Origin of the sequence: Methyloceanibacter sp. (genome assembly GCF_051306395.1) — a bacterium.
Lineage (GTDB): Bacteria > Pseudomonadota > Alphaproteobacteria > Rhizobiales > Methyloligellaceae > Methyloceanibacter.
In genome coordinates this window covers 1-2405 of the sequence record NZ_JBPPND010000092.1, presented here as the reverse complement: position 1 = coordinate 2405, position 2405 = coordinate 1, and the positions used below count along the sequence as shown (strand labels likewise).

The window sequence follows — 2405 nt, the reverse complement described above, 5'->3', positions numbered from 1 at the left end:
CGACCGCATGGCCCCGTCGATGGTCACTCCCCGCTGCAGGACCTGAGGCCGCACCCCCTGGACGATCGTGTTCGACGCGTACTTGTAGGCCGTCAGGGAATCGCTCGCGATTTCGAGCACCTGGGAGACGGGCACCACCGGGAGCGCGACCAGGAGGGCGAGGCCGAGGGAGCCAGAGAGAACGCCGAACGTCGGGGTGAACGCGCGCATCGTGATCTTCCTCTTTTCCAGTCGGACGGGAGAACTTCCCGCAGCGACGGGACCGACGATAAGCGCGCTCCCGAGAGCTCGTACAGAGGGTGACGGACATCATGGGGGGGCTACGAGCCGCTCTTTTCTAGGGTTACGGCTTTGCAGCATCGAACTCTCTTCGGGCCCCCGAAGTTTCCAGAACAATTCTCACCCGCTTTCAGAGATCGGCCTCGGAATCATAATCTATCCCTCCGTCGGCGATTCGAAACTTCCTATTGCCAGGGCCTGTGTGGTCTCCTCCTGAAGAATCAATCCGTGGGGGCTGTGTGGATAAGTCGACTTGCGATATTGCATTCTGTCGCGAGCCAGTCTCCGAAATGAGACAATAGCACTCTCGTGAATTCGCGAATTCCGCTGTTTTCGTCGTAGAAAATCGTCGCCGCGACCCGGATCGATCTCGACCACGCTGGCTAGACTGGGGGCGTTCGCGAGAGCGATCCAGAAGGCCCGCACGATGTCAGAGGAGGTTCGATCATGTCTCGCCGCGCCCGCACGCACACTTCGCTTCTCGGTCTTGCCCTGGTTTTCCTGGGTGTTCCGCTGTGGTGGGCGAGCCGCGGCATCGGCGGCGGCGACGCGGAACGGGAACACTCCGGCTTCGTCGTTCCACCGAACTTTCAAGTGAAGCTCCTTCGCGCGGGCCTTGGAGCTGAGGCGCTTGCGACTGCCGGGATCAGCTCAGGGAGTGTCTCCGGTATGTTGCAAGCTGCTGCGGACGAGCTGAACGCCCATCCGAACGATCTCACTGCCGCCGACTCGAACCTCGCCTCGGCGCGCGTCGAGAGCGACCGGCTGCGGCGGAGGATCCAGTCCGGGCTGGCTTCCCAGGAGGGGATCGCCTCCTACCAGACCGCGACGTCGAACCTCGCCTCCGCGCAGACATCCCGACAGAGTGCGCTCGACTCCGTGTTCGCCGCCGCGACGGCGAACGTCACCGCCCCGCAGCGAGCCGCCCTGACGCAGATCCGCGCCAATCGCGCGGTCGATCACTCCAAGGACTTCCCGATGGAGTTCCTGGTCGTCCAGCGCCCTGAGACCGAGTGGGTGGCCTTGCGCGACGCTCTCGCCAACGAGCGTCAGGCCGTGAAGTACCCCGATCTCCTGGACCAGACCGCGCAATCGATGCTCGCGACCTGGCGCGCGGACCAGGGCGTCTCCTCGGCGAGGTCCAGCCTTGATTCGAACCTCACCACGGTCACCACCGCCTGGAACACGGCCGCTGGAGAGGGGCAGTAGTCGTCCGGCATGCGCGGCCGCTCGGATCACCCCTGCTCGTGGCTCTCGTGTCACCGCCTGGTGGCCGCGCTCTGGTTCGTATCGCTCGTCCCCCTGGCCTCTGCCCAGCGAGAGACCGCGACTCCTCCCGAACCGGAGAAGCAAGATGAGGTCGAGATCAGGGTGTTCTCGCCCGAGGAGGATCTCGCGGACCTCTTGGATGCCTGTGCGGCGATCCTCGCGACAGCCATCGAGTTCGACCGCTCGGAGGTCAAGGGCTCGATCGGCCTGCGCCTTCCAGCTCCCATCACGCGTGATTCGCTCTGGGAGCTTGCGAACCGGGCGCTGGTCACTCGCGGCCTGACGACGATCCAGCTCCCGGGTTCGCCGTCGCTCTCGGTCGTGAAGCTCGCCGACGCTCCGGGTCTGGCTCGCCTGGAGGCGCGCAGCCTTTCTGGGGCGAAGGCAGGCTTCGTCCGGGTCCTCGCAGAACTCGGCCACGAGCGCACCGAAAGCGTCGCCGAGGGGGTCAAGCTGGTGCTCACGAAGAGCGGAGCCGTGACGGCCTTCAAGGATTCGAAGAGCCTTCTCATCTCGGATCTGCGTCCGAACGTCGAGCAGGCGCTGCGGGTCGTGGCACGGCTCGACGGTGACTTCGCGGAGATGGACGTGACAGAAATCCAGGTCGATCACGCCAACTCCGTGGACCTGGTCGCGCTGATCGAGCGCATCTCGAACGCCAAGAAGGCGGTCTTCGGGGAAAAGCCCTCGGGGACCGTCCTCGCACGCCCTGAGGGAAAGAGCGTCCTCGTGATCGCGCCCGCGATCGAGATGGATGGGTGGCGCGATCTCGTCTCGCGCTTTGACCGGGTGGAGCCCGCCCACACCCAGAACTACTTCCCGCGCCGCTTTGGGGTGCGGGAAACGGCGAGCCTCAT

At 65.0% G+C, this 2405-nt stretch carries 3 protein-coding genes; 2 read left to right on the top strand and 1 reads right to left on the bottom strand.

Annotated elements, in window-relative coordinates; translation table 11 throughout:
* A partial coding sequence (locus ACSLE4_RS05270; protein WP_435903430.1) for a hypothetical protein occupies positions 1-210 on the bottom strand: 210 nt, incomplete at its 3' end.
* Between the two features lie 516 nt (positions 211-726).
* Here ACSLE4_RS05270 and ACSLE4_RS05265 point away from each other — a divergent pair.
* Positions 727-1488 (top strand): hypothetical protein, encoded by a 762-nt coding sequence (locus tag ACSLE4_RS05265; protein WP_435903429.1) that lies wholly within the window; start codon positions 727-729, stop codon positions 1486-1488.
* Between the two features lie 9 nt (positions 1489-1497).
* Positions 1498-2405 (top strand): hypothetical protein (locus tag ACSLE4_RS05260; RefSeq protein WP_435903428.1); only part of this gene is annotated, 908 nt, incomplete at its 3' end.